The organism is Streptomyces albofaciens JCM 4342 (genome assembly GCF_008634025.1).
In the GTDB taxonomy this organism is placed as follows: domain Bacteria; phylum Actinomycetota; class Actinomycetes; order Streptomycetales; family Streptomycetaceae; genus Streptomyces; species Streptomyces albofaciens.
The window spans coordinates 2,810,992-2,817,500 of record NZ_PDCM01000001.1 but is presented as its reverse complement, the minus strand read 5'-3'; the positions used below and the strand labels follow the sequence as shown (position 1 = coordinate 2,817,500).

The following is a 6,509-nucleotide window of genomic DNA, read 5'->3' as shown; positions in this document are numbered from 1 at the left end:
CTGGAGATCCCGTGGGAGACGCCGGTGACGACGTTCCTGGGCCAGCAGCTGCACGGCATGCACGTCGGGGTGACGACGGAGCTGGCGATCGCCCGCGCGGTGGACTCCGGTGACCTCGATCCGGTCAACGTCCATCCGCTGCCGGCGCAGCAGGCCATCCTGGACGCCTTCGGCCGGCTCGGGTTCCGGTTCAAGAGCGCGGACCTGGAGCAGGGGCACATCCGGGACACCCGGCAGCGGCTGCCGTTCTACCAGGAGATCGAGTTCTACGCGCCGCAGCAGTACCGGGGCCTGAACCAGGTCGAGCTGTCCTTCGTCGCGGACGACCGCGAGATGGACGTGGTGCTGGAGATGGACAAGAAGCCGGGGCTCTTCAGCGAGGGCAGCGACACGTACCGCTCGTTCGTGGTGCCGCTGGACGGCTATCAGGCCACCGACTGGGCGGCGTACCTCAACCAGTGGCTGGCCGAGGTCGGCGGCAAGCGGAACTGGTTCTGAGGGGCGGCACCGCCTCCGGCCGGGCGCCCGGCCGGAGCTTCGGCACAGGCTCTAACCTGGCCCGACAGTTGTCCATTCGCGACTCAGGAGGTGCCCAGGTGTCCGAGCTCAAGCGCCGGCCGCTCCCGCACGATTTCCATCCGCCGGTGGCCGGGTTCACCGTGGTGAGCGACGGGCTGACCGACGGCGGCCCGCTTCCGTCGGCGCAGGTGCAGGCGGAGGGCAACACCTCGCCGCACCTGCGGTGGGAGGGCGCGCCCGAGGGGACCCGCAGTTACGCCGTCACCTGCTTCGACCCGGACGCGCCGACCGGCAGCGGCTTCTGGCACTGGTCGGTCTTCGACATCCCCGCCTCCGTCACCGAGCTGCCCGCGGGCGCCGGTACGGGTGACATGAAGGGGCTGCCGGAGGGGGCCGTCCACGTGCGCAACGACGCGGGTTCGCGGGACTTCACGGGCGCGGCGCCGCCGCCCGGTGACGGCCCGCACCGCTATGTCTTCACCGTGTACGCGGTGGACCAGGAGAAGCTCGGCCCGGACGCGGACGCGACGCCGGCCGTGGTCGGCTTCAACCTCCGCTTCCACACGATCGGCCGGGCGCAGCTGATCGGCGAGTACGAGGTGCCGGCCGGGAGCTGAGCGAGGGGCCGGTGCGGGTGCCGGCCGGGAGGTGAACCGTGGGCCGGTGTCCGGGCCGCGGCCGCGTGCGGCCGTGCGGGCACCGGCCCGCTTCGTGTGCGCACCGGCCCCGTTCGGACGGGAATCAGCCTTAATTCCGTTGCGTCCCGGCGCCCGTGCTCGCACAGTGGTGCATGACCGGCGAACGGCTCGCGGTTCGGCCGTCGGGCAGCCGGCACCGCAGTGGCGGAGGCGGCGGGGCGCAGGTGTGTCGCCGGCCGCCTGCCGGAGTCCGCGTCGTGTCGGACGTCCGCGTCGGCTGCCATACGCTCCGGGGTCCCGGTGTACGCACGGGGGCGGGGCCCCGGAGCGTGCCGCCGAGCGCTCCTTCGCGCCGCCGGGCGCTTCCCGTCGCCCCCTCCTGCGCATCCGTACCTTCACCTCCCCGTCACCTCCCATCTCCCTTGTGGCGTGCGGAAATTGCGTTGTCCAGGGGATCACTGGAGCTGCACAGTGGACCCGCTTCGCCGAGCGGCGAACGGGGACCGGGAGGTGGACGGGATGCGCGAGACGCTGGTGCTCAATGCCAGTTTCGAGCCGCTGGCGACGGTGTCGCTGCGGCGTGCGGTGGTGCTGGTGATGCAGGACAAGGCCGTGGTCGAGCAGGCGCATCCGGGGCTGCGGGTCCGGGCCGCCGCGGTGGAGGTGCCGGTGCCGCAGGTGATCCGGCTCAGCAGGTACGTACGGGTGCCGTTCCGAAGACAGGCGGCGTGGTCGCGGCGGGGCGTTCTCGTACGGGACCGGCACCGGTGCGCGTACTGCGGCCGGCGGGCGACGACCGTGGACCACATCGTGCCGCGCTCGCGCGGCGGCGGCGACAACTGGCTGAACACGGTCGCCTCCTGCGCCGAGGACAACCACCGCAAGGCGGATCGGACGCCGGAGCAGGCCGGGATGCGGCTGCTGACCCGGCCGTTCGAGCCGACGCCCGCGGACGCGCTGGTGGCGGCGCTGGCCGGGGCCGTGCGGGAGGAGCTGCCGGAGTGGCTGGGGCTGCCCGCGTAGCGCCGTGGCGTCCGTACGGGTCAAGTGCCCGTACGGGTCAGTCGAGCAGCAGCTGGGTGATCGCCGCGACGCCGACGGCGACGATCACCCCGCGCAGCACGGCGGGCGGCAGCCGGCGGCCGATCCGCGCGCCGATCAGGCCGCCGAGGGCCGAGCCGGCGGCGATGAGGACGACGGCGAGCCAGTCGATGTGCGCGGCGAAGAGGAAGAAGAGCGCGGCGACGCCGTTGACGAGCAGGGTCAGGACGTTCTTGACGGCGTTGAGGCGTTGCAGGTCCTCGCTGAGCAGCAGGCCCATCAGGGAGAGGTAGATGACTCCCTGGGCGGCGCCGAAGTAGCCGCCGTACATGCTCGCGCAGAGGATTCCGGTCAGCAGCAGGGCACCACCGTCCGCACGGGCGGTGGTGCCGTTGCGTTCGCGGCGGGCGCGCAGGCGGGCGGCGAGCCGGGGCTGGACGACGACGAGGACGAGGGCGACGGCGATCAGGACGGGCACGATCGCGTCGAAGGCGTCGGACGGCAGCATCAGGAGCAGGGCCGCGCCGATCAGCCCGCCGGCCAGGGCGGCGGCGCCGAAGCGCCGTATGCGGCGCCCCTGACCGGCCAGTTCGCGGCGGTAGCCGATGGCGCCGCTGAGCGAGCCGGGCACCAGGCCGAGGGTGTTGGAGACATTCGCGGTGACCGGCGGGAGGCCGATGGCCAGCAGGACCGGGAAGGTGATCAGGGTTCCGGAGCCGACGACGACGTTGATCGCGCCGGCGGCGCCGCCGGCCCCGAAGACGGCGAGCGCTTCCCAGATGGTCATGCGATCTCCCTCGTACATGATCGGTACGGACCGATCATGCATCAGGGCCCGTTCCCGTGACAGTGCTTTCGCCGGGGACGGGCCCTGAGGGGAGCCGGGTCAGTCGATGGGCGGCTGTTCGCGGTGCGGGGCGGGCTTGGTCATACCGGGGCCGGCGGACGGGGCGCCGCCGCCCGCGGGGTTGAAGCTGTTGATGGCGCCGCCGAGGCCCTTGAGGGCGTCGCCGATCTCGCTGGGCACGATCCAGAGCTTGTTGGCGTCGCCCTCGGCGATCTTCGGCAGCATCTGGAGGTACTGGTACGACAGCAGCTTCTGGTCCGGGTCGCCGGCGTGGATGGACTCGAAGACCACCCGGATGGCCTGGGCCTCGCCCTCGGCGCGCAGCGCGGCGGCCTTGGCCTCACCCTCGGCGCGCAGGATCGAGGACTGCTTCTCACCCTCGGCGGTCAGGATCTGGGACTGCCGGACACCTTCGGCCTGGAGGATCGCCGCGCGCTTGTCACGGTCGGCGCGCATCTGCTTCTCCATCGAGTCCTGGATGGAGGTCGGCGGCTCGATCGCCTTGAGCTCGACGCGGTTGACGCGGATGCCCCACTTGCCGGTGGCCTCGTCCAGGACGCCGCGCAGCGCCGCGTTGATCTCCTCGCGGGAGGTCAGGGTCCGCTCCAGGTCCATGCCGCCGATGATGTTGCGCAGGGTGGTGACGGTCAGTTGCTCGATGGCCTGGATGTAGCTGGCGACCTCGTACGTCGCGGCGCGCGCGTCGGTGACCTGGTAGTAGATGACGGTGTCGATGTTCACGACCAGGTTGTCCTGGGTGATCACCGGCTGCGGGGGGAACGGCACGACCTGTTCGCGCAGGTCGATGCGGTTGCGGATGGAGTCGATGAACGGCACGACGATGTTCAGGCCCGCGTTGAGGGTGCGGGTGTAGCGGCCGAAGCGCTCCACGATGGCGGCGCTGGCCTGTGGGATGACCTGGATCGTCTTGATGAGTGCGATGAACACGAGCACCACCAGGATGATCAGGACGATGATGATCGGTTCCACTGCGGCTCCCGGTACCCCTCGGTGACTGACTGCGGCGGCCGGTGCCGGCCTTCCGCTTGATCGAGTCTTTCAGAGCGAACGGCCGTCACGCAGGCGGTTCGGCTCATCGGTGCGCTCGTACGACGACGGGCTCGGCCTCTTACATGACGACCGCCGTGGCGCCTTCGATCTCCACCACGTCCACCTTCTGGCCCGGTTCGTAGACCTGGTCCGAGTCCAGCGCGCGGGCCGACCAGACCTCGCCGCCGAGCTTGACCCGGCCGCCGGAGGCGTCGACCCGTTCCAGGACGGTCGCGGAGCGGCCCTTGAGGGCGTCGATGCCCGAGGCCAGCCGCGGCCGTTGGTTCCGGTGGCGGTTGGCGATCGGGCGGACCACCGCGATCAGCGCGACGGAGACGGCGGCGAAGACGATGAACTGCGTGACCAGGCCGCCGCCGAGCCCCGCGGTCACGGCACCGGCCACGGCGCCGACCGCGAGCATCCCGAACTCGGGCATCGCGGTCACGACGAGCGGAATGCCCAGTCCCACGGCGGCGACGAGCCACCACACCCATGGATCCACGCCTTCATGGTAGATCCGCCGGACGGCCCGGGACAGGGGCCGTCCGGTCAAGGAGTGACCCGAAAGGTCAGGAAAGCGGCAGGCCCTGGGCGGTCCATCGGTCGCCGTTGCGCTCGACGATCAGCGGCAGCCCGAAGCAGTGCGAAAGGTTGCTGGAGGTCAGCTCCAGGTCGAGCGGGCCCGCGGTCAGGACCTTGCCCTGGCGGATCATCAGCACGTGGGTGAAGCCCGGCGGGATCTCCTCGACGTGGTGGGTGACCATGACCATGGAGGGGGCGTACGGGTCGCGGGCGAGCCGGCCGAGGCGGCGTACGAGGTCCTCGCGGCCACCGAGGTCGAGGCCGGCCGCGGGCTCGTCCAGGAGGAGCAGTTCGGGGTCGGTCATCATCGCGCGGGCGATGAGGGTGCGCTTGCGCTCGCCCTCGGAGAGCGTGCCGAACTTCCGGTCGAGGTACTCGTTCATGCCGAGGCGGTCGAGGAAGGCGCGGGCGCGCTGCTCGTCGATGTCCTCGTACTTCTCGCGCCAGCCGGCGGTCATGCCGTACGCGGCGGTGAGCACGGTCTGCAGGACGGTCTGGCTGCGCGGCAGCTTGTCGGCGAGCGCGATGCCGGCCACGCCGATGCGCGGGCGCAGGTCGAAGACGTCGACCTTGCCGAGGGTCTCACCGAGGATCGTGGTGGTCCCGGTGCTCGGGTAGAGGTAGCTGGAGGCGACGTTGAGCAGGGTGGTCTTGCCGGCGCCGTTGGGGCCGAGGATGACCCAGCGCTCGCCTTCCTTGACCGACCAGGAGACCTGGTCCACCAGAGCCCGTCCGTCGCGGACCACGGATACGTCCACCAGCTCCAGCACATCGCTCATGAGCGCGTTGTCTCCCATTGCATCTCGGTCTTCTCGTGCGCCTGTGGGCGCATCCCCCCTGCAAACCTACGCCACTCGCTGTCGGTGCCTGTCCTTAGGCTGGGGAGCATGCTCGATGAACCTCGTTCGGGACGCCTGGCCGCGTGGGGAAATGCCCTTTTGGCCGGGCTTGTCTCACCTGATGAAGCCGTGCAGCACATCGCGGACGACGACGCCGTGCACCGCGTGCACGGCCTGCCCGGGGAGCCGGGCCCGGTCGGGCTGACGCTCGCGCTGGGACGGCTGCGGGCGCTGGGCGCGACGGGCCTGCGGGTGGCGCTGCCGGTGCCGGGACACCCGCTGGGGCTGAGCGGCCCGCCGGAGTTCAACGCGCGGGCGCTGGACGCCGGGGAAGCGGTGCTGGCGACCGGGGCCGCGCTGGGTCTCGTGCCGGAGGTGTTCGAGTCCGGCCCGGAGGGGGCGTCGGTGCCGCGCGCCGACGTGCATGTCGAGGTGGTCTGGCACTGCCTCCCCATACGGGACGCGCCGCCCGCCGACGTCCCCTCGCTCGGTGAGGCGGAGCGGGAGCTGGCGGAGGCCCTGCGGGAGGCGACGGAGGTGCTCTCCCGGCTGGATGTGGCCGGCTCCGGCCCGGTCGCCCAGGCGGCGCTGGAGGCGTACCGCGCGCGGGCCGAGGCGGGCCGGCAGGTGCTGGCGCCCGGCTATCCGCCGCGGGCGGTGCGGGTGCTGGAGCTGGCGCAGCGGGTCGGCGCGCTCATGGACATCGCGCAGGGCGCCGGCGGGGACGGGCAGGAGCACGGCGGTGCGGTGAGCGCCTCCGAGATGGCGGCGCGGTCCGCGGCCCTGCGCCCGGTGGAGCGCACGGCCCGGCGGGCGCAGGTCGCGGCGTACAACGCGTCGGTGGAGGAGGCGGAGCGGCGCCGGAGGTGACGGAGTGGCGGCCCACGCCCCCGTACGGAAGGCCTCTGCGTGCGGAGAATTCTCCGGCCTACGGGGAAGTCCTGCCGCACAGCACCCCGCCGTACGGCGAAGGCCCCGCCGGACCGGGGTCGG

8 protein-coding genes (1 of these 8 running past the window's edge) are annotated in these 6,509 nt (G+C 72.1%); 4 read left to right on the top strand and 4 right to left on the bottom strand.

What is annotated here, in order from left to right; genetic code table 11:
- The 3 genes from CP973_RS12660 to CP973_RS12650 all read left to right on the top strand — a co-directional run.
- Positions 1 to 498: the 3' portion of a sporulation protein gene (locus CP973_RS12660; RefSeq protein WP_150240257.1), read on the top strand. It extends 285 nt beyond the left edge of the window; only the last 498 of its 783 coding nucleotides appear in the window; the start codon falls outside the window, past its left edge; it ends in the stop codon at positions 496 to 498.
- Positions 499 to 596: 98 nt separating this feature from the next.
- Positions 597 to 1,136, top strand: a complete 540-nt coding sequence (locus CP973_RS12655) for a YbhB/YbcL family Raf kinase inhibitor-like protein (RefSeq protein ID WP_030372180.1) — start codon at positions 597 to 599, stop codon at positions 1,134 to 1,136.
- A gap of 540 nt (positions 1,137 to 1,676) precedes the next feature.
- Complete coding sequence (locus CP973_RS12650) at positions 1,677 to 2,180, top strand: HNH endonuclease (protein ID WP_150240255.1); 504 nt, start codon at positions 1,677 to 1,679, stop codon at positions 2,178 to 2,180.
- A gap of 37 nt (positions 2,181 to 2,217) precedes the next feature.
- Here the strand turns inward: CP973_RS12650 and CP973_RS12645 are convergent, their stop codons facing one another.
- From CP973_RS12645 to CP973_RS12630, 4 genes are all read right to left on the bottom strand, one after another.
- The gene (locus CP973_RS12645; RefSeq protein ID WP_150240253.1) at positions 2,218 to 2,985 is read right to left on the bottom strand and encodes a sulfite exporter TauE/SafE family protein; all 768 of its coding nucleotides are present in this window, start codon (positions 2,983 to 2,985) and stop codon (positions 2,218 to 2,220) included.
- A 99-nt stretch (positions 2,986 to 3,084) separates the two neighbouring features.
- Positions 3,085 to 4,035, bottom strand: a complete 951-nt coding sequence (locus tag CP973_RS12640; RefSeq protein ID WP_150240251.1) for an SPFH domain-containing protein — start codon at positions 4,033 to 4,035, stop codon at positions 3,085 to 3,087.
- A 139-nt stretch (positions 4,036 to 4,174) separates the two neighbouring features.
- On the bottom strand, positions 4,175 to 4,585 hold the full coding sequence (locus tag CP973_RS12635; RefSeq protein ID WP_150243494.1) for an NfeD family protein: 411 nt from the start codon (positions 4,583 to 4,585) through the stop codon (positions 4,175 to 4,177).
- Positions 4,586 to 4,664: 79 nt separating this feature from the next.
- Entirely contained in the window at positions 4,665 to 5,474 is an 810-nt protein-coding gene (locus CP973_RS12630; protein WP_150240249.1) for an ABC transporter ATP-binding protein, read from the bottom strand.
- 90 nt (positions 5,475 to 5,564) lie between these two features.
- Between CP973_RS12630 and CP973_RS12625 the strand changes: the two genes are divergently transcribed.
- Positions 5,565 to 6,386, top strand: a complete 822-nt coding sequence (locus CP973_RS12625) for a hypothetical protein (RefSeq protein ID WP_150240247.1) — start codon at positions 5,565 to 5,567, stop codon at positions 6,384 to 6,386.
- Positions 6,387 to 6,509 lie beyond the last annotated feature (123 nt).

Coding starts and splice junctions, on each gene's coding strand:
- CP973_RS12650 (WP_150240255.1), top strand. CDS start 1,677: ATGCGCGAGACGCTGGTGCTCAATGCCAGTTTCGAGCCGCTGGCGACG.
- CP973_RS12645 (WP_150240253.1), bottom strand. CDS start 2,985: ATGACCATCTGGGAAGCGCTCGCCGTCTTCGGGGCCGGCGGCGCCGCC.
- CP973_RS12630 (WP_150240249.1), bottom strand. CDS start 5,474: ATGGGAGACAACGCGCTCATGAGCGATGTGCTGGAGCTGGTGGACGTA.
- CP973_RS12625 (WP_150240247.1), top strand. CDS start 5,565: ATGCTCGATGAACCTCGTTCGGGACGCCTGGCCGCGTGGGGAAATGCC.